At 66.7% G+C, this 26,416-nt stretch carries 25 protein-coding genes; 9 read left to right on the forward strand and 16 right to left on the reverse strand.

Annotation, left to right across the window (positions count from 1 at the left end; genetic code table 11):
- Positions 1 to 54: 54 nt before the first annotated feature.
- A complete protein-coding gene (locus AC1DS6_RS16940; RefSeq protein WP_441630080.1) occupies positions 55 to 1,176 on the reverse strand; it encodes a PrpF domain-containing protein in 1,122 nt (373 codons plus the stop codon).
- Between the two features lie 4 nt (positions 1,177 to 1,180).
- Entirely contained in the window at positions 1,181 to 2,152 is a 972-nt protein-coding gene (locus AC1DS6_RS16945; RefSeq protein WP_441630078.1) for an RNA methyltransferase, read from the reverse strand.
- Between the two features lie 137 nt (positions 2,153 to 2,289).
- On the opposite strand from AC1DS6_RS16945, the gene AC1DS6_RS16950 reads away from it, so the two are divergent.
- A complete protein-coding gene (locus AC1DS6_RS16950; RefSeq protein ID WP_045238028.1) occupies positions 2,290 to 3,108 on the forward strand; it encodes an inositol monophosphatase family protein in 819 nt (272 codons plus the stop codon).
- 188 nt (positions 3,109 to 3,296) lie between these two features.
- Here AC1DS6_RS16950 and AC1DS6_RS16955 read toward each other — a convergent pair whose 3' ends face one another.
- Entirely contained in the window at positions 3,297 to 3,956 is a 660-nt protein-coding gene (locus AC1DS6_RS16955) for a pyridoxamine 5'-phosphate oxidase family protein (RefSeq protein ID WP_441630075.1), read from the reverse strand.
- 143 nt (positions 3,957 to 4,099) lie between these two features.
- Between AC1DS6_RS16955 and pdxR the strand changes: the two genes are divergently transcribed.
- The gene (pdxR, locus tag AC1DS6_RS16960) at positions 4,100 to 5,575 is read left to right on the forward strand and encodes a MocR-like pyridoxine biosynthesis transcription factor PdxR (protein WP_441630087.1); all 1,476 of its coding nucleotides are present in this window, start codon (positions 4,100 to 4,102) and stop codon (positions 5,573 to 5,575) included.
- 324 nt (positions 5,576 to 5,899) lie between these two features.
- Positions 5,900 to 6,064 (forward strand): hypothetical protein, encoded by a 165-nt coding sequence (locus tag AC1DS6_RS16965; protein ID WP_441630089.1) that lies wholly within the window; start codon positions 5,900 to 5,902, stop codon positions 6,062 to 6,064.
- 9 nt (positions 6,065 to 6,073) lie between these two features.
- Here the strand turns inward: AC1DS6_RS16965 and AC1DS6_RS16970 are convergent, their stop codons facing one another.
- Positions 6,074 to 6,499 carry a universal stress protein gene (locus tag AC1DS6_RS16970; RefSeq protein WP_441630073.1) on the reverse strand — a complete coding sequence of 142 codons (426 nt, stop codon included), beginning with the start codon at positions 6,497 to 6,499 and terminating at the stop codon, positions 6,074 to 6,076.
- Positions 6,500 to 6,846: 347 nt separating this feature from the next.
- Between AC1DS6_RS16970 and mutS the strand changes: the two genes are divergently transcribed.
- Complete coding sequence (gene mutS, locus AC1DS6_RS16975; protein ID WP_441630071.1) at positions 6,847 to 9,540, forward strand: DNA mismatch repair protein MutS; 2,694 nt, start codon at positions 6,847 to 6,849, stop codon at positions 9,538 to 9,540.
- A 113-nt stretch (positions 9,541 to 9,653) separates the two neighbouring features.
- Positions 9,654 to 10,631, forward strand: coding sequence for a hypothetical protein (locus AC1DS6_RS16980; RefSeq protein ID WP_441630085.1), 978 nt, complete (start codon positions 9,654 to 9,656; stop codon positions 10,629 to 10,631).
- Positions 10,632 to 10,740: 109 nt separating this feature from the next.
- Here AC1DS6_RS16980 and AC1DS6_RS16985 read toward each other — a convergent pair whose 3' ends face one another.
- Entirely contained in the window at positions 10,741 to 11,274 is a 534-nt protein-coding gene (locus AC1DS6_RS16985) for an FKBP-type peptidyl-prolyl cis-trans isomerase (RefSeq protein ID WP_276289530.1), read from the reverse strand.
- A gap of 11 nt (positions 11,275 to 11,285) precedes the next feature.
- Here AC1DS6_RS16985 and AC1DS6_RS16990 point away from each other — a divergent pair, with 11 nt between their 5' ends.
- Entirely contained in the window at positions 11,286 to 12,494 is a 1,209-nt protein-coding gene (locus AC1DS6_RS16990) for a ribosomal protein uL16 3-hydroxylase (RefSeq protein ID WP_441630069.1), read from the forward strand.
- Positions 12,495 to 12,638: 144 nt separating this feature from the next.
- On the opposite strand, the gene AC1DS6_RS16995 is transcribed toward AC1DS6_RS16990, so the two are convergent.
- The 9 genes from AC1DS6_RS16995 to AC1DS6_RS17035 all read right to left on the reverse strand — a co-directional run bounded on the left by AC1DS6_RS16995 (position 12,639) and on the right by AC1DS6_RS17035 (position 20,421).
- The gene (locus AC1DS6_RS16995; RefSeq protein ID WP_441630068.1) at positions 12,639 to 12,998 is read right to left on the reverse strand and encodes a hypothetical protein; all 360 of its coding nucleotides are present in this window, start codon (positions 12,996 to 12,998) and stop codon (positions 12,639 to 12,641) included.
- Between the two features lie 58 nt (positions 12,999 to 13,056).
- Positions 13,057 to 13,845: an MBL fold metallo-hydrolase gene (locus AC1DS6_RS17000; RefSeq protein ID WP_441630067.1), complete on the reverse strand. Its 789-nt coding sequence runs from the start codon at positions 13,843 to 13,845 to the stop codon at positions 13,057 to 13,059.
- 79 nt (positions 13,846 to 13,924) lie between these two features.
- On the reverse strand, positions 13,925 to 15,142 hold the full coding sequence (gene bamC, locus AC1DS6_RS17005; RefSeq protein ID WP_441630065.1) for an outer membrane protein assembly factor BamC: 1,218 nt from the start codon (positions 15,140 to 15,142) through the stop codon (positions 13,925 to 13,927).
- Positions 15,143 to 15,188: 46 nt separating this feature from the next.
- Entirely contained in the window at positions 15,189 to 16,073 is an 885-nt protein-coding gene (gene dapA, locus AC1DS6_RS17010) for a 4-hydroxy-tetrahydrodipicolinate synthase (RefSeq protein WP_045238036.1), read from the reverse strand.
- Between the two features lie 150 nt (positions 16,074 to 16,223).
- The gene (locus AC1DS6_RS17015) at positions 16,224 to 16,805 is read right to left on the reverse strand and encodes a class I SAM-dependent methyltransferase (protein ID WP_441630063.1); all 582 of its coding nucleotides are present in this window, start codon (positions 16,803 to 16,805) and stop codon (positions 16,224 to 16,226) included.
- A 14-nt stretch (positions 16,806 to 16,819) separates the two neighbouring features.
- Positions 16,820 to 18,022: a tryptophan--tRNA ligase gene (locus AC1DS6_RS17020; RefSeq protein WP_441630062.1), complete on the reverse strand. Its 1,203-nt coding sequence runs from the start codon at positions 18,020 to 18,022 to the stop codon at positions 16,820 to 16,822.
- 75 nt (positions 18,023 to 18,097) lie between these two features.
- Positions 18,098 to 18,763 (reverse strand): site-2 protease family protein, encoded by a 666-nt coding sequence (locus tag AC1DS6_RS17025; RefSeq protein ID WP_441630060.1) that lies wholly within the window; start codon positions 18,761 to 18,763, stop codon positions 18,098 to 18,100.
- Positions 18,764 to 18,840: 77 nt separating this feature from the next.
- A complete protein-coding gene (locus AC1DS6_RS17030) occupies positions 18,841 to 19,464 on the reverse strand; it encodes an L-threonylcarbamoyladenylate synthase (RefSeq protein WP_276289521.1) in 624 nt (207 codons plus the stop codon).
- Between the two features lie 111 nt (positions 19,465 to 19,575).
- Positions 19,576 to 20,421 carry a 3',5'-nucleoside bisphosphate phosphatase gene (locus tag AC1DS6_RS17035; protein ID WP_441630058.1) on the reverse strand — a complete coding sequence of 282 codons (846 nt, stop codon included), beginning with the start codon at positions 20,419 to 20,421 and terminating at the stop codon, positions 19,576 to 19,578.
- 214 nt (positions 20,422 to 20,635) lie between these two features.
- Here AC1DS6_RS17035 and AC1DS6_RS17040 point away from each other — a divergent pair, with 214 nt between their 5' ends.
- Complete coding sequence (locus AC1DS6_RS17040; RefSeq protein WP_441630056.1) at positions 20,636 to 21,772, forward strand: NAD(P)/FAD-dependent oxidoreductase; 1,137 nt, start codon at positions 20,636 to 20,638, stop codon at positions 21,770 to 21,772.
- 26 nt (positions 21,773 to 21,798) lie between these two features.
- On the opposite strand, the gene AC1DS6_RS17045 is transcribed toward AC1DS6_RS17040, so the two are convergent.
- On the reverse strand, positions 21,799 to 22,692 hold the full coding sequence (locus AC1DS6_RS17045) for an alpha/beta fold hydrolase (protein ID WP_441630054.1): 894 nt from the start codon (positions 22,690 to 22,692) through the stop codon (positions 21,799 to 21,801).
- A gap of 155 nt (positions 22,693 to 22,847) precedes the next feature.
- Here AC1DS6_RS17045 and AC1DS6_RS17050 point away from each other — a divergent pair, with 155 nt between their 5' ends.
- Together AC1DS6_RS17050 and AC1DS6_RS17055 are read left to right on the forward strand one after the other, a co-directional pair.
- Entirely contained in the window at positions 22,848 to 24,581 is a 1,734-nt protein-coding gene (locus tag AC1DS6_RS17050; RefSeq protein WP_441630052.1) for an acetate--CoA ligase, read from the forward strand.
- 551 nt (positions 24,582 to 25,132) lie between these two features.
- Entirely contained in the window at positions 25,133 to 25,489 is a 357-nt protein-coding gene (locus AC1DS6_RS17055; protein WP_441630050.1) for a hypothetical protein, read from the forward strand.
- On the opposite strand, the gene AC1DS6_RS17060 is transcribed toward AC1DS6_RS17055, so the two are convergent.
- Entirely contained in the window at positions 25,462 to 26,394 is a 933-nt protein-coding gene (locus AC1DS6_RS17060) for a ferritin-like domain-containing protein (protein ID WP_441630048.1), read from the reverse strand. The two genes, AC1DS6_RS17055 and AC1DS6_RS17060, sit on opposite strands and share 28 nt — an antisense overlap.
- Between the last annotated feature and the right edge of the window lie 22 nt (positions 26,395 to 26,416).

Below are 26,416 nucleotides of genomic sequence, written 5' to 3' on the forward strand. Positions count from 1 at the left end.
CTTTGCCGTACCGCGGTATCGGCCGCGGTGCGTGGAGGTGGACGGCGGCCGCCATCAACATCGCTCGGGCACGTGGACCAGGCCAGTCATCAGGCGGCGAGCGCTGTGGCTCATCACGGCGCGCTCCATCACCCAGGCCCCATCGCGCCTTGCCGTGACGGCGCCCACGGCAAGGACGCCCGACGCATGGCCGATGCGGGTCTGGCTGCCGCTGCGCACGGCGGCCCGATGCACCACCGAGTCCGGCAGGTTGGCAGCCGCCGCCAGCGCGATCGCGTCGGCCCCGGTAAAGGCAGGGTCGGCGCTGCGGCGCAACACATCGATATGGGCCGCGGCCAGCGAAGCCCCGGTGCTGGCGCGATAGCCTGCGGGCGGTGCCACCCATGCGATCCTGGGCGTGGTGGGACGCTCGCGCGTGGCGGTTTGCGCATCCGGCGCCAGTCCCATGGCCACCGCGCCCTTCGCGCGGATAGCCTCGAGCCCGGTCAGCAGCCCGGTGTCCGAGTCGATCCGTTCGGGCCGTTCTGTGCCATCCAGTCCCAGGTCGGCAGCGCGCACGAACACGGTGGGAGTGCCGGCCGTCACCAGCGTCGCCTCGATGCGGCCCATGCCTGGCACATCGAGCGTGTCCACCACGTTGCCGGTGGGACACAACGGCAACTGCGCGGTGGCCGGCTCAAGGTAATCGAGCACGATTTCGGCTGCGGGAAACGGCACCCCGTCTTCGCGGAAATCACCGTCCTCGAACGGATGGCCATTGCGGCAAGGCACGTGGGCGTGGAACACCTGGCCAATGCCCTGCTGCCAGATGCGGACCGTGGTGATGCTGTCGCGCGCCGGGACAAAGCCCCGCCAGATCGCGAACGGGCCCACCGCCGCCGACAGGTCTCCGCCATGGCCGGACCAGTCGATCCGCCGCTCGCCGATGGCCACCGCGCCGAACAGGCAATCGACGTCGCAGTCCGGGCGCTGCGAGGGACGCAGCAGCGCAACCTTGCTGGTGCTGCAAGTGGCGCCGCCCATGCCGTCGGCATGCGTGCCATACGGGTCGGGCGAGCCGATCACGCGCAGCAGCACGGCATCGCGCTCGGCCGGGTCGGTCGGCAGGTCGTCTGCCAGCAAGAACACGCCTTTGCTGGTGCCGCCGCGCATGTAGTAGGCCGGAATCTCCGCCACTTGCTTACTTCTCCTGTTTCACTGGCGCCCGTGCGCCGGCGCCTTGCGTGGCCATCAGCATGTGCTTGGCAATGCCCCGCAGGATATTGACTTCCTCTCGCTCCAGCCCGGTGCGCGCGAGCAGCCGGCGCAAGCGCGGCATCAGCTTCTTGGGGCTGGCCGGATCGAGAAAACCAATCGCTTCCAGGCCGGCCTGCAGATGGCCGAACATGGCCTCGATCTGCTCGGCCGTGGCCGGTTCGCCAGCATAGCCGATCTCGGCGAGCGGCGTAGCCCTCACCTCCAGCAGCGCCAGCCGCATCTCGTAGGCCACCAGTTGCACGGCCTGGGCCAGATTGAGCGAGGTATAGGCCGGATTGGCGGGAATATGGGTCACCGCCGAGCAGCGATCCACCACTTCGTTGGGCAGGCCGAAGCGCTCATTGCCGAACACGAAGGCAATGTGGGCGCCGGCGGCGGCCGGGGCGGCGGCATGCTGGGCGGCGATACGGGCACCGGCCTGCGCCACCGCGTCGCGCGGGAGCAGCCGCGGCGGCCCGAACTCGCGCTGGCGGGCGGTGAGCGCCACCGCGTAAGCGGTGCCGGCCAGCGCGACCTCGATGCTCTCTACGATCACCGCGCCGGCCAGCACATCGTCGGCGCCACTGGCCATGGCAATGGCATCCGGGTGCTCGCGCACCGCCGGCTCGCGTGGCGAAACCAGCACCAGGCTGCCCGGCGCGGCGCCAAAGCCCATGGTCTTCATGGCCCGCGCAACCGCACCGACATTGCCCGGATGACTGGTTTCCACCAGCACGAAGCGCACCGCGGCAAACGCGGCGGGGACGCCGCCGGCCGCATCCGGGCCGGTGCCGGGAGAAGCACCCGGGGGCGGAATAGGGGCCGGGCCGGTCTGGGGATCGGCGGCTGCGGCGGGGGCGCCGTTGGCGGCCGCGCTCGTCTGGTTCTGCGGGTTCATATACAATTCAGGCTTCATCTTCGGTGCGCCGCCCGTTTTTATGCGATGGCGACGCGCCCGTTCTTCTACAATCCGTTGTGTTGTCAGCCGCCCCGGGGGGCGGCGCGCCGGCCTTTTGCGCCAGGCGCGCACCCTTGGCCGGCCTGGAGAGATTCATGCATCCGATGCTAAATATCGCCGTCAAGGCGGCCCGCAAGGCAGGTTCCGTCATCAACCGCGCGTCGATGGACGTCGACCGGGTTCAGGTCTCCCGCAAGCAGCACAACGATTTCGTCACCGAAGTCGACCGCGCCGCCGAGGCCGCGATCATCGAGATCATCCGCACGGCCTACCCGGATCACGCCATTCTAGCGGAAGAGTCCGGCCCGTCCTGGGGCGAGGGCGAACCCACCAGCGAATACGTCTGGATGATCGACCCGCTCGACGGCACCACCAACTTTATCCACGGCTTCCCCCAGTACGCGGTTTCCATCGCCCAGCTGCACAAGGGCGTGCCGGCGCAAGCGGTGATCTACGACCCTTCGCGTGACGAACTCTTCACCGCCAGCAAAGGCGCGGGCGCGTTCCTGAACAACCGCCGCATCCGCGTATCGCGCCGCGACAAGCTGGCCGACTGCCTGATCGGCACCGGCTTTCCCTACCGCGACATGGAAGGCCTGGACCAGTACATGGAACTGTTCGCGCTGATGACGCAGAGCTGCGCCGGCTTGCGCCGCCCGGGCTCGGCCGCGCTCGATCTCGCCTACGTGGCCTGCGGCCGCACCGATGGCTTCTTCGAACAAGGCCTGCATCCCTGGGACATGGCCGCCGGCATGCTGCTGGTGACCGAAGCGGGCGGCCTGGTGGGCAACTATTCGGGCGAAGCGCGCCAGCTCGAACAAGGCGAAGTCCTGGCCGGCAACCCCAAGGCCTTCGCACAGATGGTGCGCCTGCTGTCCCCGTTCTCCGTGGACAACGCCAAGCCGGCCCGGTAAAAGCACAACGCAACAAAGCGCCCCACATCCATGGGCTGCCCGCCGGCGGGCCCCTTCACGCGATGCGAAGCGAGCGGTGAGGGTGTGCTTGGCCGCGCGGGGCGCCTTCTTCGCTTCCCTTCCTGGCAAGACAAGAAGGCAGGTCGCCCCTCCCCCCCCCCCCGCAGAGGATGAAACTGCCTTCGACGTCAGGCAGTTGCAGTGAGATCTCCCCAACGCGCCACATACTCCGGCAGACTCCCCTGCACGCCGTCCGGCACCGGCTGCAACCCCTGCAAAGCCATCGGCAACACGCCGGCCCACACTGGCAGCGCAAGATCTGACTCGTCATCCTTGGGACCTCCGCTGCGAATCTTGGCTGCCGCCTCGTCCAGACCGATCCGCAACACCGTGGTCGCCGCCAGCTCATTGACGTCACCCGGCCTGGCCTGCGCCGAGCGGCCCGGCGCGATGCGCTCCAGGAAGGCGTCCATGGCCGCTGCCTTGGCGGCGCCGTCAACCACTTCGAAGCTGCCGTAGATCACCGCCGAGCGATAGTTCATCGAGTGATGAAATGCCGAGCGCGCCATCACCAGCCCATCCAGATGGGTCACGCACACGCAGACCTGGCTGCCCGTGGCCGCCAGCTTCAGCATGCGGCTGCCATTCGAGCCATGGATGTAGAGGTGCTCCGCTTCGCGCCAGCACGCGGTGGGAATGCAATGGGTGCCCCGATCGTCCGCGAAAGCCACGTGACAAAGATAGGCGTCATCGAGGATCGCATGAAGGATGGCGCGATCGTAGCGGCCGCGATCGGCAACGCGCCGCACGCGGGTACGTTCGCTCGGCGGCATCGGTTTCTGGTTCATGGTGGCTCCCTGGGCTATGGTGGGTTTTGCCTGGCGGCGACATGCCACGTCCGGCGTTGCAGCCAAGATAGGGTTTTCGTGGCACCATGGGTAGACCCATGAGCAGTCCCATTTTTAGAACCACGGCTTTTTGCAACGACACCATGGACTACGGCTTGCTGGTCTCTACCTTCACGCGCCAGCTCGACGGGCGCAAGCTCACCCAGCAACGGCTGCTGTACGAATGCCTGCGCGGCGCCATCCTCGACGGCAGGATTGCGCAGGGCAGCCAGCTGATCGCCACGCGCACGCTGGCGGCGGAACTCGGGATGGCGCGCAACTCTGTGATCTACGCCTACGAGAGCCTCGCCGCGGAGGGCTTCGTGGTATCGACACGGCATGGCACTACGGTCGCGCGCGTAGGTCTGGTAAGAGCCGGCCATGGCGCGGGGGCGGTCAAGCGCGTCGCCGAACTATCGCGCCGCGTGCGAGGCCTGCGGCGCGATGGCGATCGCATGCACGACCTGCTGCCGTTCGTGCCCGGCGTGCCGGACCTCGAAGCGTTTCCGCTGGCGGCGTGGCGGCGCTGCGTCGAGCGCGCGTGGCGCCAGCTCGCGCCCCACCACCTTGGCTATGGCAGGATCGAAGGGCAGCCCGCACTGCGCCATGCCATCGCCGAATACCTGAAGGTATCACGCGGGGTGCGCTGCGAGATGGACCAGGTCTTCATCACCGACGGCACCCAGACCAGCCTTGACCTGTGCGCGCGCATGCTGGCCGACCCCGGCGACACCGCCTGGATCGAGAACCCCGGCTACGGCGGCGCGCGGGCCGCCTTCCAGTCCGCCGGCCTCCGGCTGGAACCCGTGGCCGTCGACGCGGACGGGCTGGCGCCCCGGCCCGAACAGTGGCACGACGCGCCGCCGCGGCTGATCTACATCACGCCGTCGCACCAGTACCCGCTGGGCTCCATCCTCAGCCTGGAACGCCGCCTCAGGCTGATCGAAGACGCCCGCGCCGCCGGCGCCTGGATCGTGGAGGACGACTACGACAGCGAGTTCCGCCGCGGCGGCGTGCCGCTCTCGGCGGTGCAGGGGCTCAGCGAAGACGCGCCCGTTATCTACCTGGGCACGTTCAGCAAGACAATGTTCCCGGCCCTGCGCCTGGGCTTCATGGTGGTGCCGCGCTACCTGGCCGCATCCATCGCCGGCACGCTGGGGGAAATCGCCCGGCGCGGCCATGTGGCCGAGCAGATTGCACTGGCTGATTTCATCGACAGTGGCCAGTTCGCCCGTCACCTGCGCCGCATGCGCCAGCGCTACGGGCAACGCCGCGATGCCCTGGAAGCGGCACTGGATCGGCACCTGCGCGGCAGCGTGACGGTCTCGGCCAGCGCCGGCGGCATGCACCTGTCGGCACGCCTGGAACTGCCTCTTGCCGACACCGTGGTCAGCCGCGCGGCGCGCGAGCAAGGACTGATCGTGCGGCCGCTTAGCACCTACCGCTTGCCCGGCACGCCGCTGGCGCAGTACAACGGCTTCGTGTTCGGCTACGCCGGCGTGCCTCCCGGCGCCATCGACGGGCTGATCGCGCGGCTGGCGCAGGTAATCGACGCACTGCGGCCGCAGCAGGGATCGTAAAAGCGCGGCGTCGAAGACCACTCTTGGGAGTCGGCCTGCTTGCCGCCTGCATCACTCCCACGGGACTTCCAAGTTCGGCGTGCTGGCAGGCGAGTATGCAAGCACCGACGCCGCGCTCCGTGCGCTGCGCCGCAATAGCGACCCGGGTGGCGAACATGGCGGCATGGTCGAAATGGTGGAGGCGCCTGGCTGACAAGCCGCTCGATCCACTCGCACCGGGAACCCGCCATGCCATTGCCGTGGTGCCGCTGCTGGCATGGATTGGGCTCTGGGCGCCGACGAGCTTTCGTCCTCGTGCCACGGGCCCGAGGAGGCCTTCCTGGCTTGCTGGCCGAGCCGCGAGTGCCGAACGGCAAGTGGACAAGGTTCTACATGGTGACTTGGCTGGCCTTCACGGCGGGCGAGATCATCCCGCTACCCGGCGAACTGCAGGCGCGGCTACACCAACAAGGAAAGCAAATGGTGCTGCTGCCGATGAATGTGGCGTGACGGCGCGCTCTACCTGACCAGCGTCACCGGCACGCGCGACATGCGCAACAGCTTGTTGGTCAGCCTCCCCGCCAGCAGCGCGCCCACCGCCGTGCGCCCGGCGGTGCCCATCACGATGGCATCGCAGTCGTTCGCCGCCGCAACCTGCGCGATGGTCTGCGCCACATCGCCCACCTTGATCTGCGCGACATACCTGGCCCCGGCATCGTCCAGAATGCTCCGTGCATCGCGTAGCGCCGCCTCACCACTTGCTTCTTCGAGCTTACGCAAGGCGGCCAGCGAGTGAAAGGCCGACGCCCGGCCGGATTCCAGCGGCGGCTGGACATTGAGCAGGACCACCTCGGACACGCAGCGGTCCCGGAACATGAAGGCAGCATGGCGCACCGCATCCAGCGCGTGCGCAGAGCCGTTGACGGGCACCAGAACTCTCAGCATGTCGAACACCTTCCCTTGTCTCAATTGTTTCGCCTGTCGTCCAGGCCTGCTATCTGGAATCCATATAAGGCCGGACGGCGCAAATATTCTGTAAAGAGACTGGCGATGGTGTATTTTTTTTGTAAAGACCCTTGGACTGCCTCCGACTGCCCGGCGATGCCTCCCCGCCCCCATCCCGGTCCCTTCTCGCCTCTTCCTGCCCCTTCCGCGCCCGGCTCGCAGTAAAATGCCCGTTTTATCCGCGCCTGCCCCATCCACGGCGCCTGCCGCGCACGCCGCGCCAGGGCCGCAGGCCGCCGGAGTACCCGAAAACAGGCGGTTTCGCCAAAGCCGCCCGAGAGGATTGCATGTCCGTAGAACCCCGACAGTCCGCCAAGACCGAGCCGAAGGCCGGTGCCGCGGAAAAGCACACGCCCATGATGGCGCAGTACCTTGGCCTGAAAGCCGACCATCCGGACACCTTGCTGTTCTACCGGATGGGCGACTTCTACGAGCTCTTCCACGACGATGCCGAGAAGGCCTCGCGCCTGCTCGATATCACGCTGACATCACGCGGCTCATCCAACGGCGTGCCGATCCGCATGGCGGGCATCCCCTTCCATTCGGTGGACCAGTACCTCGCGCGGCTGGTCAAGCTGGGCGAATCGGTGGCGATCTGCGAACAGATCGGCGACCCGGCCACCAGCAAGGGGCCGGTGGAGCGCAAGGTGGTGCGCATCGTCACGCCGGGCACGCTGACCGACGCGGCGCTCCTGCCGGACAAGGCCGATACCTACCTGATGGCGGTGCATCAGCAAACCACGCGCCGCGGCGTCAGCAAGACCGGCCTGGCCTGGCTCAACCTCGCCAGCGGCGAGCTGCGCCTGATGGAGTGCGAGGTGTCGCAACTGGGCCGCGAGCTGGAGCGGATTCGCCCGGCCGAACTGCTGTTTGCCGACGGCATGGAATTGCCGGCCCTGGCCTGCGCGCGGACCCGGCTGCCCGAATGGCATTTCGACCAGGAAGCCGGCACCCGCCGCCTGCGCGAGCAACTCGCCGTGGCCAGCCTCGATCCGTTCGGCTGCGCCGGGCTGGGCGCCGCGCTCGGCGCGGCTGGCGCGCTGCTCAACTATGCCGCATCCACCCAGGGGCAATCGCTGCGCCACGTGAAGGGCGTGACGGTGGAGCGCGAGTCGGAGTTCGTCGGCCTGGACACCGCCACCCGGCGTAACCTGGAGTTGACCGAAACGCTGCGCGGCGGCGAGTCGCCGACGCTGTTCTCGCTGCTGGACACCTGCGCCACCGCCATGGGCAGCCGCCTGCTGCGCCACTGGCTGCACCATCCGCTGCGCGACAGCACGATTCCGCAAGCACGCCAGCAGGCTATCGGCGCCATGCTCGGCCAGGGCACCGATGCGCTGCGCGCGGCGCTGCGCCGGCTGTCCGACGTGGAACGGATCACCGCACGCCTTGCCCTGATGAATGCGCGTCCGCGCGATTTGTCCTCGCTGCGCGATACGCTGACCGCGCTGCCCGACGTACAGGCCTGCCTGCGCGCTGACGATGCCGCGCCGTTGCTGAACCAGACGGTGAGCGAACTGGCTGTGCCCTGGGAATGCCATGCGCTGCTGGTCAGCGCGGTGGCGCCGGAACCGGCCACCGTCATCCGCGATGGCGGCGTGATCGCCCGCGGCTACGATGCGACGCTGGACGAGCTGCGCGATATCTCCGAGAACTGCGGCCAGTTCCTGGTGGAACTGGAAGCGCGCGAGCGCACCCGCACCGGCATCGCCAACCTGCGCGTGGAGTACAACCGCGTGCATGGCTTCTACATCGAAGTGACCAACGGCCAGGCCGACAAGGTCCCCGACGACTATCGCCGCCGCCAGACGCTGAAGAACGCCGAGCGCTACATCACGCCCGAGCTCAAGGCCTTCGAAGACAAGGCGCTGTCGGCGCAGGACCGCGCGCTGGCACGGGAGAAGCTGCTCTACGATGCGCTGCTGCAACAGTTGCTGCCTCATATCGGCGAGTTGCAACGCGTGGCGGGCGCGCTGGCCCGGCTCGACGTGCTGGCCGCCCTGGCGGAGCGCGCGCAGACGCTGGACTGGACCCAGCCCGAGCGCGTCGAGGAAAACGTGATCGACATCGTGCAAGGCCGGCATCCGGTGGTGGAGGGCCAGCTCGCCGCGGAATCCGTGCCGTTCATCGCCAACGACTGCCAGTTGACCGAAGCGCGCAAACTACTGCTGATCACCGGCCCGAACATGGGCGGCAAGTCGACCTTCATGCGCCAGACCGCGCTGATCGTGCTGCTGGCCTGCGTGGGCGCCTACGTGCCGGCACGGCGCGCGGTGATCGGTCCGATCGACCGCATCTTCACGCGCATCGGCGCCGCCGACGACCTGGCGGGCGGGCGCTCCACCTTCATGGTGGAAATGACCGAAGCCGCCGGCATCCTGCACAACGCCACACCGGCCAGCCTGGTGCTGATGGACGAGATCGGGCGCGGCACTTCGACCTTCGACGGCCTCGCGCTGGCGTGGGCGATCGCGCGCCACCTGCTGGCGCACAACCGCAGCCATACGCTGTTCGCCACGCATTACTTCGAGCTGACGCAACTGCCGCAGGAATTCACGCAGGCGGCCAACGTCCATTTGTCGGCGGTCGAGCATGGCGATGGCATCGTGTTCCTGCACGCCGTGCAGGATGGCCCTGCCAGCCAGAGCTACGGCCTGCAGGTCGCACAGCTGGCAGGTGTGCCGCAGCCGGTGATCCGCGCGGCGCGCAAGCATCTGGCGTGGCTGGAGCAGCAATCGGCGGATGCCACGCCCACGCCCCAGCTCGACCTGTTTGCCGCACCACCGTCGCCGCTGGACGACGATGACGACGACTACACGGAGCGGGACAGCGGGCCGCCGGCCAGCGCCATCTCGCCGCAGCAGGCTGCGCTGCTCGACGCGGTCGCCGAGCTGGACCCGGACAGCCTGACCCCGCGTGACGCGCTCGACGCGCTCTATCGCTTGCAGGCGCTCGCCAGGGGCGCAGTAGCCACCGCATGATGCCAATCCGGCTCGTGCGCGAGCGCATGCAACGATCGGGGACATCCGGGCCAACCGCTGCGTATGCGCGGCCGCCTGGCGGCCCGGCGCGGATTGCCACGCTGGGCATATTGATGGCGCTGCAGGCACTGCCTGGCCAGGCGCTGGCTGACCGCGCCCGCGGCCCGGCTGCCGAGATGGTGCGCGTCGCCTTGATTGCCGATCAGCCGCAGTGGCCGGCTGCCGAGACGGGCACCACCCGCCTGCTTGATTTCGTGGCCGCGCGCCGTCTCGATTTCGTCGTCCATCTGGGCGGGATCAAGGGCGACACCGAATCCTGCGGCGATGCCTTGCTCACCGTTCGCCAGCGCTTGCTCGACCAGTCGCCCCTGCCGCTCGTCTACCTGCCCGGCGAAACCGACTGGGCGGAATGCCAACGCGCCGCGAACGGCCGCTTCGATGCCGTGGAGCGGCTGAACCGGCTGCGTGAGCTGTTCTACCCGGCGGATACCACGCTTGGCCAGCGCGTCCTGCCGCTGACGCGGCAATCCGACCAGGCCACCTTCCGCAGCTATCGGGAAAACGTGCGCTGGAGCGCCGGCAATGTGATGCTGGTGGGCCTGAACCTGCCTGGCGACAATAATCACTACCGCTCGGAAGGCGGTCGCAACGGCGAGTTCGAGGATCGCCGCGAGGCCAACCGCCAGTGGCTGGCGCGCGCTTTTTCGCTGGCGCAGCAGCGCAACCTGCCCGGCATCGTGGTGCTGGCGCATGCCGACCCGCAGTTCGGCAACGGCTGGGAACAGCGCGGCAACCCTTCCTTGTTCGATGGCTTCCTGCGCCGCCGCGCGCGCGACGGCTTCCTGGAGTTCAAGCGGCAGTTGCGGGAGCTGGCCGGCCGCTATCGGGGCCAGGTCCTGCTGGTGCACACCGGCGCCGGCGGCTTCGGCATCGACAGGCCGCTCAAGGATGCCGGCGGCAAGACACTGCGTAACGTCTCTCGCGTGGTCCTGCCCAGCGGCGCTCCCGGCCAGTACGCCGAACTGGCGATCACCCCTGGTTCGCCGTCTCTGTTCGAAGTCACGCTCAAGGATGGCCCCGAAGCGGAGTAAAGACGCATCGGGCGCATCGGGTAAATCCAATGCCGCGAGCCCAACAAAAAAGCCGGCAAGGCCGGCTTATTCGTGGGTACTGCCGCGAGGTCTCGCGCGCGCCTCGCACTCAGTGCAGGGTGCGGCTGCTATCGCCTTCGTCGTCCTCATCCTCGTCCACGACTTCGATGCCCGAGGCACCATGCGCGTGGCCGTGCTGCACTTCGTCGGCCGTAGCTTCGCGCACTTCGGCCACCTGCAGCCAGAAACGCAGTGCCATGCCCGCCAGCGGATGGTTGCCGTCCAGCACCACCTTGTCTTCCGCGACGTCGGTCACCGTGTAGATGATCGAGTCCTCGTCATCGCCGTCTTCCGGCACGCCTTCGAACTGCATGCCGATTTCCAGCGGCTCGGGGAAACGGTCGCGCGGCTCGACCTTCACCATGTCGGCGTCGTAGTCGCCGAAGGCTTCCTCGGGCTCGAGCTGCAACTGGGTTTCGAAGCCGGATTCATGGCCTTCCAGCGCTTCCTCGATCTTGGGGAACGTGCCATCATATCCGCCGTGCAAGTAAACCATCGGCTCATCCGACTCCTCGATCAGATTGCCCTGCGCATCCGACAGCTTGTACACCACGGATACCACCGTGTTCTTAGCGATTTTCAATTCTTGACTCCATGAACGATTCCGCATTATACGCGCAGGCCTTGCCCCCCGGCCCCGTCGATCCCGACGCGCCACTCGCCTTGCTGGGAGGCATGACGCCGGCCGCTTTCATGCGCGATATCTGGCAACGCAAACCCCTGCTGATCCGACAAGCGGTACCGGGAATCGAGCCGCCGGTATCGCGCGAGTCGCTTTTCGAACTAGCCGACCGCGACGACGTCGAGTCGCGCCTGATATCGCACTTCCGGAACCGCTGGAAGCTTGAGCAAGGCCCCTTCGCCGCCGATAACCTGCCCTCGCGCAAAGCCCGCCAATGGACCTTGCTCGTGCAGGGCGTTAACCTCCACGATAGTGCAGCCGCGGCTTTGTTGGGACAATTCCGTTTCGCCCCCGATGCGCGCCTGGACGATCTGATGATCAGCTACGCCACCGATGGCGGCGGCGTGGGCCCGCACTTCGACTCCTACGACGTATTCCTGCTGCAAGTATCGGGCCGGCGCCGCTGGCGCATCTCGTCCCAGGCCAAGCTCGACCTCGTCCCGGACCTGCCCCTGAAGATCCTGTCGGACTTCACCCCGGAAGAGGAATGGGTGCTGGAGCCGGGCGATATGCTTTACCTGCCACCCCAGTATGCCCACGACGGCGTCGCCGAGGGCGAGTGCATGACCTACTCGATCGGCTTCCGGGCCCCCGCCTACCGCGAGCTGGCAGGGCACTTCCTGGCATGGCTGTCGGAAACGGTCGAGGACAACGAGGATCTGGGCGGCCGCTATGCCGATCCGGGTGAGGCGGCCACGGCACATCCAGCCCAACTGCCGGCCCAGATGGTGCGTGCCGTGACCGAACGGCTGAGTGCCCTGCGTTGGTCGGGTGGCATGGTCTCGGAGTTTCTGGGCGCGCATCTCTCCGAACCCAAGCCGAGCGTCGAGTTTGCGGAAATACCCGAAATCACATTGAAGAAATACAACAAACTCGCCCTGGCGCACGGCATCGTGCTTGCGCCGGGATCAATTGCCCTGTATGACCGCACCCATTTCTTTATCAATGGGGAAGCCTACGAACCGCCCGGCGCGCTGGCGCGCTGGCTGCGGCAGCTGGCGGACCACCGCTGCCTGAGCGCCGCGGAAGTGGCCGCCTGCGCGGATTTGCCGGACCTGATGGAGACTTTTCATCACTGGACGCTGGAAGGATGGCTGCAATTTGCACCATCTGCCCTGTAATAATCCGTAACAAGCAAAAACAGCAAAAGAGAGCGCTACACAAGCCGGGAAAACGCGGATATAATCGTCGGCTGGCTAGTACTGTGTACCACTGCATTTGTCGGCACCCGGGAGAGCCTCTATTTTGCAGTTCAAGAGCGATAATTACCGGTAATTATTCATCGCCTGTTTTTCTGTTATTAAAGTTAAAGGACGAACAATGAAGAAGTCTCTCCTGATCGCATCGCTGCTCGCCGCCGTTGCTCTCGCCGCTTGTGGCAAGAAGGAAGAAGCCGCTGCTCCGGCACCGGCTGCCGAAGCATCGGCTGCCGCTGCTGACGCAACGGCTGCTGCTTCCAGCGCAGCAACCTCGGCTGCTGCAGCCACCGGCGCAGCCGCTGAAGCCTCCGGCGCAGCCGCTGAAGCCTCCGGCGCAGCCGCTGACGCTTCGGCCGCAGCTGCCAAGCAGTAATCGGTCTCCACCGATAAAAAAGCCGACCTTCGGGTCGGCTTTTTTTCGTCCATATTTCGTCCAGGGGCGTCGCCATCACAACGACGGACCGGCCATCCGCGCCACCCCGCCTCAGGCCCTGACCGGTTGCCAATCAAGGCCTTCATGCTGGTCCGCCACCAGGATTTCGCCGGCGGATGTGCCCAGCACCGCTGCCAGCGCCTGGGTGGCCAGCTCCCCTGTATTGTTTTGCTGGCTCAGGTGCGCCGCGACCACGCGCTGCAGCCCCGGGTGTGCCACGCTTGCCAGGATGTTGGCAGCGACTTCGTTTGCCAGATGCCCGAAATCGCCACCGATGCGGCGCTTGAGCGAATACGGGTAGGCCGAATTCCGCAACATTTCGCGATCGTGGTTGCACTCCAGCACCAGCGCATGCACGCCCGCCAGCCGGGCGGTGACATAGGGCGTCTCCATGCCCGCATCGGTCAGCACGCCAAGCCGGGCATCGCCATCGCTCAGCACGAACTGCAGCGGCTCGCGCGCATCGTGCGGTACCGTGTACGGAAGGATGTGGATGCCGCCGACGACCAGCGGATGGTCGGCGCAGCAGACGCGTACATCGGCCTTGTCCGCCCCGCGCATATGCGAGGTGGCCAGCCAGGTGCCGTGACTCGTGTGCACCGGCACGTCGTGGCGCGCAGCGAAGGAATACGCCGAGCCGACATGATCGCCATGCTCGTGGGTGACCAGCACGGCATCGAGCTGGTCCGGCGCGACGCCGAGCCGCTCCAGCCGCCGCGCGGTTTCGCGGATGCCAAAGCCGCAATCGAGCAACACCCGGGTCGTGGTGGTGCCCTCTTGCGATTCGATCAACAGGGAATTGCCCTCGCTGCCGCTGCCGAGGAAGGCGAAGCGCATCATGCGCCAGCCTCCCCGGACAACTTGCGGGGCCACCCCGCGGCCGGGCGCCGCGGGTAGTCTTGCGCGACCTGCACTCCGGTCAGCGCAGTTGCTCGTCGAGCAGCGTAAGAATGCGCTTGCCGACTTCGGTACCTTCCGGCTGGCCCGCATCGTTCTGTACCGTCACGGTCGTGCCGGTGCCGTCGCCCTTCAGCGCCACGCGGTACTTCTTGGCCTTCTTGCTGTCCTCGGTGCCGGTCTTGGTGAACAGCTTGGAGAAGAAGCCGCGGTTGTCCACGGTATCGCGCGTGTCGACATAGCGCACATAGTAGAGGCCCTGGGCGCGGTCACGGTCTTCCACCGTGAAATTGACGCGGTCCAGCGCCAGCCCGACCGAGCGCCAGGCGCGGTCGAACGGTTCGGCCAGCTGCAGCGCCTGGGTGCCGTTCACCTGGGTCAGGTTGGCGTTGGCGCTGGATGCCTTGGCGGTACCGGCGGCGGCGGCTGGGGCCGCAGCAGCGGCAGGCGCCGGGGCGGCACCGCTCTTGGCCATGCGATCAGCCTGCTCTTTTTGCACGCCCAGACGCTGCGCGAAGCGCGAGAGGAATTCAGCTTCAAGCTCAGGATCGGACGGACGCGCCGTCCAGATCGTGTTCGACTTGTCGATGCCGGTCAGCTGTTCCTGCGCGCCGCGGTGGCTGATGAAGACCTCCATATTGCCGTTCTGCGCGCGCTCCAGGCGGGTGCGGAACTTGTCGCGCTCGGAAGTCGAGTACAGCCCATCGAAAACCTTGCCGATGGTATTGCGGATGAAATCCTGCGGGATCTTCGCGCGGTTCTCGGCCCAGTCGGTTTCCATGATGCCGGTCTCCGGCGAGTCCTGCACCAGCAGGAAACCGCTCTCCTGCCAGAATTCACGCAGGGACTGCCACAGCTTGTCGGCCGGCATGCCATTGCTGATCACCAGCCAGCGCTGGTTGCCGTCGCGCTCCATGCGGATGCCTTGCGTCGACGGCAGCACGTTTTCGGTACCTGACTGCTGCTGCGCCACCTTGTTCGACTGGTTATACGTCGAGAGCGTCGAGGTGCCGTTCTGGTCCGGCACCGAATAGCGGCGATCGCCTTCGATCTTGGTCAGATCCGGGGGCACGTCCAGCGTGGAAGTGCGCTTGGCGGCGGACTTGTAGTCGATCTTGTCGGGCGCCATGGCATCGTTGATGCTGCTGCAACCGGTCATCGCGCTCGCCACCAGCACGGGCAAGACCAAGGCGGCACGGCTAACTTGCGTTGCGCCGTGGCGGTTAAGCTTGAGTTTCATTGACACGCAATCCTAGTTGATGGGATGACGGCAAAACACGGTGCGATCAGCCGAGCAAGCCGGCATTCGACAGCGCCTTGCGCACCACGTCGTGGTAATCCGGTGACAGCGGCGTGAGCGGGAGGCGGATACCGCCCTGCATTCTGCCCATTTGCTGGAGCGCCCACTTGACGGGAATCGGGTTGGCTTCGACGAACATCGCCTTGTTCAGCTCAACCAGTTCCATATGGATGCGACGCGCGGTAATCGCATCGCCCTTCAGGGCTGCCACGCACAATTCATGCATCTTGCGCGGCGCCACGTTGGCCGTGACGGAAATATTGCCATGGCCACCCAGCAGCATCAGGGCAATCGCGGTGGGGTCGTCGCCACTGTAGATGGCGAAGCCTTCCGGCGCATCCTTGATCAGTTGCGCGGCGCGGTCGATATTGCCCGTCGCTTCCTTCACGCCGATGATGCCCGGCACCTGCGCCAGGCGCAGGATGGTGTCATGCTGCATGTCGGCCACGGTGCGGCCGGGCACGTTGTACAGCACCACAGGCAAGTCCACGGCTTCCGCGATGGTGCGGAAATGGCGGTACATGCCTTCCTGCGTCGGCTTGTTGTAGTAGGGCACGACCTGCAGCGACGCGTCGGCGCCGACCTGCTTGGCGAACGCGGTCAGCTCGATCGCTTCCTTGGTCGAGTTGCCGCCGGTGCCTGCAATGATCGGGATGCGCTTGTCGGCCTGCTCCACGGCGACGCGGATCAGTTCGCAATGCTCATCCACGTTCACCGTGGGCGATTCGCCGGTGGTGCCGACGATCACAATGCCATCGGTGCCCTCGGCGACGTGCCAGTCGACCAGGGCGCGCAGCGCCGGGAAATCCAGGCTGCCATCTTCCTGCATCGGCGTCACGATTGCGACGATGCTGCCGTTAATCTGTGTCATAACGTTTGAGAATTCGAGAAACGAATACCGCGATTGTACCGGATACCTCAGGCCTTCCGACCGCACCTTCGACCGGGCAAATCCCAAGGCAGTTCAACGCGTGAAGTCCAGGTCTCGCCGACCTGGCAGGCAAATAGCCCGGGCCGCACTTCAGCCTGGCAAAGGATAACGGGGCGGCGCATTGCCCCCCGTATTTCCACCATCCTCCCTGACTGCGCAAAGCCGCTGCACGAAGGCAGTTTTAGGCACTTGCAGGATACCATCTTCGAAGCCGACCACGCGCAACGTGCCGCGCACGGCCTCCAGCAATTCACCCGGCCGCAGCAGGAAATCCGGGTTGGAAGGCTTGCCCACGGTTTCGTTGCCGGCGGCAAAGGTTTCGTAGAGCAGCACGCCGCCCGGCGCCAGGGCATCGAGCAGATGGGGCCATAGCGGCCGGTGCAGATAGTTGGTCACCACGATCGCGTCAAAGGGCGCCGCATCGGCCAGCGGCCAGGTGCCCTGCTCCAGGTCGGCCATGCGGGTGGCGACTCCACCCGTGGAAGCGGCCAGCGCCGCCAGCACGGCCGGATCGCGGTCGACGCCGAGCACGGCATGACCCCGGTTGGCGAACCACACGGCATGGCGACCACTGCCGCAGGCCAGGTCGAGCACCCGGCCGCCCGGGCGCACCAGGTGCGCCCAGCGCGTCACCCACGGCGACGGCACGCCCAGTGGCGCGTGTGAAGCCACTCCCGCCGCCGTGCTCACCGGTACCCCAGGCCCATGGCCGAGCGCACGTCCCGCATGGTCTCGCGCGCCAGCTGGCTGGCCTTGTCGCAGCCGTGCGCGACGATATCACGCAGCAGCGCGGGGTCGTCCATGTACTTTTGCGCCCGTTCCAGCATGGGCTGCTGCTCGCGCAGGATGCCCTCGATCACCGGTTGCTTGCATTCGATACAGCCGATGCCGGCGCTGCGGCAACCCTGCTCCACCCACTCGCGCGTGGGCACATCCGAGTAGACCTGGTGCAGTTGCCACACCGGGCAACGCGCCGGCTCGCCGGCATCGGTGCGACGCACACGGGCCGGATCGGTCGGCATGGTACGCACCTTTTTTTCCACCGAAGCCTTGTCCTCGCGCATGCGGATGGTGTTGCCGTAGGACTTCGACATCTTCTGGCCGTCCAGCCCCGGCATCCGCGAAGCCGCGGTCAGCAGCGCCTGCGGCTCGACCAGGATGGTCTTGCGCGAACCGCCCAGATAGCCCAGCAGCAATTCGCGATCCTCGGCGGACAGGCTCTGGGACTGGGCCACCAGCGCGCCGCCTTCTGCCAGAGCCTCTTCCTTGCCTTGTTCATGATAGGCACGGCGCAGCTCGAGAAAGGCCTTGGCGCGCTTGCCGCCCAGCTTCCTGGCGGCTTCCTGCGCCCGCTCCTCGAAGCCCGGCTGGCGGCCATAGAGATAGTTGAAGCGGCGCGCGATCTCGCGCGTGATCTCCACATGCGGCACCTGGTCTTCGCCCACCGGCACGCGGCCGGCGCGATAGATCAGGATATCGGCGGCCTGCAGCAGCGGATAGCCAAGGAAACCGTAGGTGGAGAGATCCTTCTCCTTGAGCTTCTCGATCTGGTCCTTGTAGGTTGGCACCCGCTCCAGCCAGCCCAGCGGCGTGCCCATCGACAGCAGCAGGAACAGCTCGGCATGCTCGGGCACGCGGCTCTGGATAAACAGCGTGGCGCGTTCGGGATCGACCCCGGCGGCGAGCCAGTCGACCAGCATCTCCCACGCCGATTCGCCAATCACTTCGGGCGACTCGTAGTGCGTGGTAAGCGCATGCCAGTCTGCCACAAAGAAAAAGCAGGGGTACTCGGCTTGCAGCTGGACCCAGTTTTTCAGTACGCCATGATAGTGGCCCAGGTGCAGCGCGCCGGTGGGCCGCATGCCGGAAAGAACGCGATCGGGGAACATGTCTGTCTGTTTTTATGGGGAATCGGTACTGGTACTCGTATCCGGTTTTGCCGCCAGCGCGGATGCCCGCCCGGCTTACTGCACCAGTGCCAGGACAGGCTGCAGCATCAGCTGCACCAGCCCGCTCAGGGCCCCCATCACCGGCTGCATCCACACCTTGGTGATCACGCCCGCGGCTACCAGCGCCAGCACCACGAAGATGCCGTAGGGCTCGATGCGCGACACGGCATGGGCAATCCGCCGCGGCAACAGCGCGGTCAGCACGCGGCCGCCGTCCAGCGGAGGCACGGGGAACAGGTTGAAGGCCGCCATCACCAGGTTGACCAGCACGCCGGCCCGCGCCATCTGGCTGAAGAACGGCTCCTGCACCTGCCCCAGCACCAGCCCGATCGCCACCAGCGCCCACAGGAAGGCCTGCAGCACGTTGCTGCCCGGACCCGCCAGGGCCACCCACATGCCGTGCCAGCGCGGGTTGCGCAGGCGGTCAAAGGCAACCGGCACCGGCTTGGCGTAGCCGAACACAAATTGGCCGCTCGTCATGAAATAGAGCAGCAGCGGCACCGCGATGGTACCGATGGGATCGATATGGCGCGCCGGGTTAATGCTGACGCGGCCCATCGCATAGGCAGTGTTATCGCCGAACAGTTTGGCCACATAGCCGTGCGCGGCCTCGTGCAACGTGATGGCGAACAGGACCGGCAGGGCATAGACCGCAATGGTCTGAATCAGGGAGGAATCCATGGGGCGCTATTGTACCGGGGACGCGGGAAAGTGCGCCCGCCGCCAAAGCGGCGCCGCGCGGCGATGGCAAGTCGGGATCAAAGGCCGAAACGCTCGATGTCGCCTCTTCCCTGCCGTACCAGTTCAGGCTCCCCGCCCGTAAGGTCGATCACGGTGGTCGGCTGCGCCGGTGCGGCGCCGCCGCAGATCACCAGCTCCAGGAGCTTTTCCAGCCGGGCACGAATCACCTCCGGCTCATTGAGCGGGGCCTCGTCGCCTGGCAGTTGCAGGGTGGCCGAGATCAGTGGTTCGCCCACTTCGGCCAGCAGCGCCAGCGGGATGGCATGCTCGGGCACGCGCACGCCGATGGTCTTGCGGGCGGGATGCGAGAGCCGGCGCGGCACTTCCTTGGTGGCTTCCAGGATAAACACATAGGGGCCGGGCGTGGCGCCCTTGAGCCAGCGGTACTGCCGGTTGTCCACGCGCGCGAAGTTGCCCAGTTCGGACAAGTCGCTGCACATCAGCGTCAGGTGGTGTTTGTCGTCGATCCCGCGCAGGCGGCGCAGCCGCTCCACCGCAGCCTTGTCGTCCAGCCGGCAGGCCAGCGCGTAGCTGGAGTCGGTTGGCAAGGCAATCAGCCCGCCCTGCCCGATGATCTGCGCGGCCTGCTTGATCAGGCGGGCTTGCGGGTTGAGCGGATGGATTTCAAAATATTGGGACATAGGCGGGCCAGGGGAAAACGGTCGCGGGCCTGGGGCGAATACCGCGCGCACTCCGGGCCAGCTCTGCGATGGGGAGAAGCGAATGGGGCGCATGGTACGGGCCGGCGCGGCTTACCAGTCATGCCAGACCGGCGTGACCGAGGACGGCAGCGGCGGCAGCGAGCCCAGCTCGATCCGGCCTTCGCCCGGCCCATGGAAATCCGAGCCGCGGGAAGCCAGCAGGCCGTAGTGATGCGCGACATCGACGTAGCGGCGGTACTGGTCCGGCGTATGGCTGCCAGTGACCACCTCGACCGCGGCCCCGCCGAGCTGCTTGAACTCGTCGAACAGCGCATCATGCTGCAGTTGCGTGTAGTTGTAGCGCCCCGGGTGGGCCATCACCGGAATGCCGCCTGCCGCCTGGATCCATCCCACGGCATCGGCCAGCCTGGCCCAGCGGTGCCCCACAAAACCCGGACAGCCTTCGCCGAGGTAATCGCTGAACACGTCGCCGATGGTCTTGCACCGCCCCTGCTCCACCAGCCAGCGCGCAAAATGCGTGCGGGAGATCAGGTCGGGATTGCCGACATGCTGCAGCGCGCCCGCGTAGGCGCCCTCGATGCCGATCGCGGCCAGCGCCTCGCCGATATCCTGCGCCCGCGCCGCGCGACCGGAGCGCGTCGCCGCCAGGCCTTCAACCAGCGCCGGACAAGCCGGATCGATCTGCAAGCCGACGATATGGACGGTCTGGCCGGCCCATGTCACGGAAATCTCCACCCCCGGCACATAATGCATGCCAAGCGCCTCGGCAGCGGCGCGCGCCTCGGCCTGTCCGCCGACCTCGTCATGGTCCGTCAGCGCCCAGAACGCCACGCCGCCGGCGCGCGCGCGCGCGGCCACGTCCCTGGGCGACAACATGCCGTCGGATACGGTGGAATGGCAATGCAGGTCTGCGTTGATTGCGTGTGGATTTTGCATGTGTCTATTCTACTCCCGCGCATATTCCGCGTTAATCGTGTGTTACTCCCGCGCCAGCGGCCACGTGGGCTAGCCCACACAACCCACGCCCGCGGGCAGGCCGATAGCCCTGCCGCCAACACTGGCGTAGGCATGGAGCGCCGCCCCGCGCGGTATAGTTGTGGCCTGACGATCCTCCCCCCCTGGCGGCGCCGCGCGCGCTGCCTGCCAAGCCATGCCGATCCACGCCACTGACTCCGCCACGCCCGAAACCCGCAATGCTGCCGATGGCGCCGCCCCATCCGAAGTGATCCGTACCGACGTCCTGATTGTCGGCGCGGGCCCGGTCGGCCTGTTCGCCGCGTTCCAGGCGGGCGTGCTGGGATTGAAGTGCGAGCTCATCGACGTGCTGGACCGCGCCGGCGGCCAGTGCACCGAGCTGTATCCGGAAAAGCCGATCTACGACATCCCTGCCGTGCCCGGCTGCCTGGCGCAAGACCTGGTCGATCGCCTGCTCGAACAATGCGCGCCGTTCGCGTTTCCCATGCATTTCAACGAACGCGCCAACGGCCTTGCCGAAATTCCGCCCGCACCGCACGCCACGGCCACCGCTCGCCCGCCCGGCCACGAACACCCGCACCGCCTGCTGGTCACCACCGACAACGGCAAGCGCTTCGACGTGGCGGCCGTGCTGATCTGCGCCGGCGCTGGCGCCTTTGCCCCGCAGCGCGTGGCGCTGCCCGAAGCCGCCGCGCTGGAGGACCGCTACCTGCACTACGCCGTGCGCGATACCGCGCGCTTTGCCGGCAAGCGCGTCGTGGTGGCCGGCGGCGGCGATTCCGCGCTGGACTGGGCGCTGGCGCTGCGCAAGATCGCAGCGCGCGTCACGCTGGTGCACCGCCGGGAGGGCTTTCGCGCGGCCGACGGCACGGTGGCCGAAATGCGGGCCGCGGTGGCCGCCGGCGAAATGGACTTCGTGGTAGGCATGCTGGGCGCGCTCAAAACCGAGGGCGACACCCTGGCCGGCGTCGATATCCGCGCCCGCGACGACACCGTCAGCCTGCCGGCCGACGAACTGGTGGCGCTCTATGGCCTGGTCTCCGAACCCGGCCCGATCGCCCAATGGGACCTCGACATGCGCGCCGGCCGTATCGTGGTGGATACCACCACCTACGAGACTTCCCGGCGCGGCATCTTCGCCGCCGGCGATATCGCGTTTTATCCCAACAAGCAGAAACTCATCCTGTCGGGCTTCCACGAGGCCGCGCTGGCCTTGCGCCGCGCCTATCACTATGCCTTCCCCGAAAAGGCGCTGGTGCACGTGCACACCAGCAACAACGCCACGCTCAAGGAAAAGCTGACGCACGCCTGAGCGTAGCGGCATGGCGCCAGCGGACATTACGCGCAGAACGATTCGACCAGCCCGGCGACCACCCGCGGCTGGTCGTGATGCAGCATATGGCCGGCGTCATCGACAATGGCCTCGCGGAAATCCCGGAACGCCTTGAAGCGCAGCTTGAACTCCTCCAGCGGCTGCCCCTTTGCAATATGGCTGAGCGTTTGGGAGTCGCGCGCTTCCACATGCAGTACCGGCGCGGTGGCCTTTGCCCAGATCGCCATCACTTCGTCCAGCCGGTACAGCACGGGATTGACCATCTTGTGGGCGGCGTCGCCAAGGATTTCCCAGCGGCCTTCGGCGTTCCTGGCCGACCAGTGCTTGGCCAGGAACGCCGCGCGATCGTCCGGCAGGCGCGGATTCGTCTTCTGCAACCGCGCCGCCACTGCCTCCACGCTGTCATAGGTCTTCAGCGGCTGGCGCTGCCGCAGTTCGTCCAGCCAGCGCGCATAGCGACCGGGCGCCTGCTCGGCGCGGGTGCCCGTCATGCCAAACCCCTCCAGGTCGACCACGCGGCGCACCCGCTCGGGACGGATGCCGGCATAGAAGCAGGCGACGTTGGCACCCATGCTATGCCCCACCAGGTTCACCGGCTGGTCCGGCTGGTAATGATCGAGCACGGCCTCGAGATCGGCAATGTAGTCGGGAAACCAGTAGGACTCGGTGCCGGGATAGCGTGTGGGCCAATCGGTCTGGCCGAAGCCGCGCCAGTCGGGCGCAATGACACGCCAGTCGCGCTCCAGCGCATCCACCATGAACTGGAACGAGGCGGCCACATCCATCCAGCCATGCAGCAGGAACAAGGTGGGCGCACCGGGCTGGCCCCAGTGCCGTACGTGCATGTTGAGGCCGCGCAACGTGATAAATTCCGAGCGCGAGGTTTCTCTTATTGTCATGGTGTCTCCCCGGGTGCCTTTTCGTGGCGGACGCTTTCACCCGCGACAACGGGGAAGCCAAAAAAATAGAACGATCGTTCGTTTGTGTGGATTATAGCGGCAAGCCGGCCCGGCACGCATCCGCGCAATATCGAGCGCAAACCAGGAGACCCAGCATGGCCGCACCCGCCCTGCCCGCCAGCCGCCGCGACGACTATCGCGCGCTCTACGATGAATTCCGTTGGCAGGTGCCCGAGCACTTCAACCTCGCCGACGTGTGCTGTAGCCGCTGGGCGCGCGCTCCCGCCACCGCGGACCGGGTGGCGGTCCACACCGAACACGAGGACGGGCGCCGCGCCAGCTACAGCTACGCCTACATCCAGGCCGAGGCGGACCGCCTCTCGCGGGCGCTGCGCACGCTGGGCGTGGCGCGGGGAGACCGCGTCGGCATCGTGATGCCCCAGCGCATCGAGACGGTGGTTGCACAGATGGCAATCTATCAGCTCGGCGCCATCGCCACGCCCTTGTCGATGCTGTTCGGACCGGAAGCGCTGGCCTACCGGCTCCGGCACAGCGATGCCTGCGTGGCCATTGCCGATGAAACAGCGATCGACAATGTGCTGGCGGCGCGCGCGGAGTGCCCGGCGCTGGCCTCGGTGATCGGTGTTGGCGGCGCGGTGGGCCGCGCGGAGCATGACTGGGACGCGCTGCTGGCCGCCGAGCTACCGGAATTTACCGCCGTTCAGACCAAGGCCGACGAGGCCGCCGTGCTGATCTACACCAGCGGAACCACCGGGCCGCCGAAAGGCGCGCTGATCCCGCACCGCGCACTGATCGGCAATCTCACTGGCTTCGTCTGTTCGCAAAACTGGTTCCCGCAGGCGGACGACGTATTCTGGAGCCCGGCCGACTGGGCCTGGACCGGCGGCCTGTGGGATGCACTGATGCCCGCGCTGTATTTCGGCAAGCCCATCGTCGGCTATCAGGGGCGGTTCTCGGCGCAGGTTGCCTTCGCACTGATGGAGCGCTATCGGGTCACCAATACCTTCCTCTTTCCCACCGCGCTCAAGCAGATGATGAAAACCTGCCCCGCGCCGCGCGAGCGTTACCAGTTGCACCTGCGCGCGCTGATGAGCGCAGGCGAAGCCGTAGGGGAAACCGTGTTCGCCTGGTGCCGCGACGCGCTCGGTGTGGTCGTCAATGAAATGTTCGGCCAGACCGAGATCAACTACATCGTGGGCAACTGCACCGCCCAGAACGACGACGGCCAGCCCGGCTGGCCCGCGCGCCCGGGCTCGATGGGGCGGCCCTACCCCGGCCACCGCCTCGCCGTGGTCGACGACGAGGGCAAGCCTTGTCCGCCGGGCGAAGACGGCGAGATTGCCGTGTGCAGCACCGACCGCCACGGCCATCCCGACCCCGTGTTCTTCCTCGGCTACTGGCGCAACGCGGAGGCCACCGCGGACAAGTACCTGGAGCGAGACGGCTTGCGCTGGTGCCGCACAGGCGACCTTGCGCGCGTCGACGAGGACGGCTACTTCTGGTACCAGGGCCGCGCCGACGATGTCTTCAAGTCCTCCGGCTATCGCATCGGGCCGAGCGAGATCGAAAACTGCCTGCTCAAGCACCCCGCCGTGTCGAATTGCGCCGTGGTGCCTTCCCCCGACCCGGAGCGCGGCGCGGTGGTCAAGGCGTTCATCGTACTGGTGCCGTTAGTCGCCCGCTCAGCGCAGGCCGACGCTGAACTGGTCGCCGAATTGCAGCAGCATGTGCGCGGCCAGCTTGCGCCGTATGAATATCCCAAGGCGATCGAGTTCCTCGACCAGTTGCCGATGACCACCACCGGCAAGATCCAGCGGCGCGTACTGCGCGAGATCGAAGCCCGGCGCGGCGCGCCAACGCGCCCGTAGCACTGGCAGGCGGGTGCCGCCGCAAGGCTCGCACCCGTCCCCGTCCCTACCCGTCAAATCCCCCCCCCAGGCCCTGCCCCTCAGCGCCCGGCCTGCTTAACCTGCAGCGCCGCGGACCACCGATCGCCGGCATGCTTTTCGCCGCCCTCCCGGCAGTCAAGTTTTTGCCGAATCTGACGTTAGCAAGGACATGCGGAGCGCATTGCAATGGCGCATCCCGATCGGCAGATCGGGCCACACGTTCCAGTCGCAGGAGGGGTCATCCATGACAGCTTATTTTTTCCGAGAAATTTATAGGATCACTCCTATAAAAGCCCATCGGACCCATTTCTTTTCGTCCCTTTAATTAGGGTTGTTCCTATATCCCGGGGGCAACTACATGGCGGATAGCAGCCCATTTTGCAACCTGACCTAGCAGAGTAATGCAAAAAAGGAATTAGGAAAATTCGGATTATCTTGATTGTTTTTCCCAATCCCGGGAAATAAAGTTCCCAATGAGCACACAGAAATTTCCCAATGTGCTTCAACTTAATGACGAACTGGAGATCACAATGAGCACGCTTGCAAGCACCGGCCGCGCCGCCTCCCACCGCTTCGCGCATCGGCTGCCGTTGGCCCTGGCGAGTGCTTTGCTTTCGGCATCCGCGTGGGGCGCGGATGGTGTGATCCACTTCCGGGGGGCCATCGTTGCGCCCCCCTGCAATACGCAACTCGGCACGAGCGGGACCGCATCGGTAAATTGCCCGGCAAACGGCGCCCATTCCGCGGAGTCTGCCTCCCTGCCGCTGCTGCCTGGCCGGGTAGTCCAGCTGACGACCGCGCGCGCCTTTACCGTGCCCGTGCAATTCACGGCAGGCCCCGGTAGCGGCATCAAGCAGGGCTATGTCGTGGTGACGGAATACAACTGACTGGCCTGTCCTTCCAGCCACGCCAGCTCATCTTCGTCGAAACCCGCCGCGCGGCGCGCTGCCAGGTTGAAGGGCGGCCGCAGGCGCGGTGCCTGGTACCGTGCGGCCAGTTCGGCGTAGGTGGTGACGGGGTCCATGCCACGGGAGGCACATAGCCATCGGTACCAGCGGTTGCCGATGGCTACGTGGCCCACCTCGTCGCGCAGGATGATGTCGATGATTGCGGCGGCCTCGTGATCGCCCGCGGCTGCGAGCTTGGCCCGCACCGGCGGCGAGGCATCCAGGCCGCGCGCCTCCAGCGTGCGCGGCACCAGCGCCATGCGCGCCAGCACATCGCCGGCGGTCTTGTCCGCCATCTCCCAAAGACTGTTGTGCGCCGGAAAATCGCCGTAATGCGCACCCAGCGTGGCCAGGTGCCGCGCCAGCAGGCTGAAATGCAGCGCCTCTTCGTCGGCCACTCGCAGCCAGTCCAGGTAAAAGGCTACCGGCATCAGATCGAATCGCCAGATGGCATCCAGCGCCAGGTTGATGGCGTTGAACTCGATATGCGCAAGCGCGTGGATCAGCGCCGCGCGCCCGGCGGGCATATGGATGGACCGCCGCCGCTCGACCCGCTGCGGCGCCACCAGTTCGGGCAGCGGCGGCCGGCCGGGCAGCGGCAGTTCGGCCGAGATCGCCTCGCCGATGCCCAGGGCCTCCGGCGCCATGGCTTCGCCCGCAAGCCGCATCCGGCGTGTGGCCGCGGCCTTCTCGTGCGCATCGCTCAAACAGAGGATGGCAAGCGCCTGGCGGCGCAAGGACGGCACCGCCACGCCGGACAAAGAGCCAGGTGCGGCAAGCGGCATGCCGCCGCGATCGGGGTCAGGGGCGCCAGGAGAGGCGGCATCGGGAAGGTTTGCTGGCATAAGCGTAAAATCCGGTTTGCCG

It is taken from the genome of Cupriavidus sp. 05L310 (genome assembly GCF_056398185.1).

Coding starts and splice junctions, on each gene's coding strand:
- AC1DS6_RS17060 (WP_441630048.1), bottom strand. CDS start 26,394: ATGCCAGCAAACCTTCCCGATGCCGCCTCTCCTGGCGCCCCTGACCCC.
- AC1DS6_RS17035 (WP_441630058.1), bottom strand. CDS start 20,421: ATGCAAAATCCACACGCAATCAACGCAGACCTGCATTGCCATTCCACC.
- mutS (WP_441630071.1), top strand. CDS start 6,847: ATGTCCGTAGAACCCCGACAGTCCGCCAAGACCGAGCCGAAGGCCGGT.
- bamC (WP_441630065.1), bottom strand. CDS start 15,142: ATGAAACTCAAGCTTAACCGCCACGGCGCAACGCAAGTTAGCCGTGCC.
- AC1DS6_RS17040 (WP_441630056.1), top strand. CDS start 20,636: ATGCCGATCCACGCCACTGACTCCGCCACGCCCGAAACCCGCAATGCT.
- AC1DS6_RS16990 (WP_441630069.1), top strand. CDS start 11,286: ATGAACGATTCCGCATTATACGCGCAGGCCTTGCCCCCCGGCCCCGTC.
- AC1DS6_RS16955 (WP_441630075.1), bottom strand. CDS start 3,956: ATGAACCAGAAACCGATGCCGCCGAGCGAACGTACCCGCGTGCGGCGC.
- AC1DS6_RS17055 (WP_441630050.1), top strand. CDS start 25,133: ATGAGCACGCTTGCAAGCACCGGCCGCGCCGCCTCCCACCGCTTCGCG.
- AC1DS6_RS16980 (WP_441630085.1), top strand. CDS start 9,654: ATGGCGCTGCAGGCACTGCCTGGCCAGGCGCTGGCTGACCGCGCCCGC.
- dapA (WP_045238036.1), bottom strand. CDS start 16,073: ATGACACAGATTAACGGCAGCATCGTCGCAATCGTGACGCCGATGCAG.
- AC1DS6_RS16950 (WP_045238028.1), top strand. CDS start 2,290: ATGCATCCGATGCTAAATATCGCCGTCAAGGCGGCCCGCAAGGCAGGT.
- AC1DS6_RS17020 (WP_441630062.1), bottom strand. CDS start 18,022: ATGTTCCCCGATCGCGTTCTTTCCGGCATGCGGCCCACCGGCGCGCTG.
- pdxR (WP_441630087.1), top strand. CDS start 4,100: ATGGACTACGGCTTGCTGGTCTCTACCTTCACGCGCCAGCTCGACGGG.
- AC1DS6_RS17050 (WP_441630052.1), top strand. CDS start 22,848: ATGGCCGCACCCGCCCTGCCCGCCAGCCGCCGCGACGACTATCGCGCG.
- AC1DS6_RS17045 (WP_441630054.1), bottom strand. CDS start 22,692: ATGACAATAAGAGAAACCTCGCGCTCGGAATTTATCACGTTGCGCGGC.
- AC1DS6_RS16970 (WP_441630073.1), bottom strand. CDS start 6,499: ATGCTGAGAGTTCTGGTGCCCGTCAACGGCTCTGCGCACGCGCTGGAT.
- AC1DS6_RS17000 (WP_441630067.1), bottom strand. CDS start 13,845: ATGATGCGCTTCGCCTTCCTCGGCAGCGGCAGCGAGGGCAATTCCCTG.
- AC1DS6_RS17030 (WP_276289521.1), bottom strand. CDS start 19,464: ATGTCCCAATATTTTGAAATCCATCCGCTCAACCCGCAAGCCCGCCTG.
- AC1DS6_RS16945 (WP_441630078.1), bottom strand. CDS start 2,152: ATGAAGCCTGAATTGTATATGAACCCGCAGAACCAGACGAGCGCGGCC.
- AC1DS6_RS16995 (WP_441630068.1), bottom strand. CDS start 12,998: ATGGACGAAAAAAAGCCGACCCGAAGGTCGGCTTTTTTATCGGTGGAG.
- AC1DS6_RS17025 (WP_441630060.1), bottom strand. CDS start 18,763: ATGGATTCCTCCCTGATTCAGACCATTGCGGTCTATGCCCTGCCGGTC.